The 299-nt window shown below is 67.6% G+C and carries 1 protein-coding gene; it reads left to right on the forward strand.

Going from position 1 to position 299, the window contains the following annotated elements:
• Positions 1 to 299: SDR family NAD(P)-dependent oxidoreductase (locus tag NGF19_RS30510; protein ID WP_252429190.1), on the forward strand; the 299-nt coding region annotated here is incomplete at both ends.

Genomic DNA, 299 nt, shown 5'->3' on the forward strand with positions numbered 1-299 from the left:
GATGACTGGAACAGTACGTTCGCGGTGAACACCACGGGTGTCTTCCATCTCTCGCGTGCTGTGGTGGGCCGTATGGTGCCGCGGCGGTGTGGTGCGGTGGTCACGGTGGCGTCCAACGCGGCTGCGACGCCGCGTTCGGGGATGGCTGCGTACGCGGCGTCGAAGGCGGCGGCGGAGATGTTCACCAAGAGCCTGGGCCTTGAGGTGGCCCGGCACGGCATCCGCTGCAACATCGTCGCCCCTGGTTCCACCGACACTCCGATGCTCAGCTCGATGTGGCACGACGAGTCCGGCCCACG

The sequence above is a fragment of the Streptomyces macrolidinus genome, from assembly GCF_023887685.1.
GTDB lineage: Bacteria > Actinomycetota > Actinomycetes > Streptomycetales > Streptomycetaceae > Streptomyces > Streptomyces macrolidinus.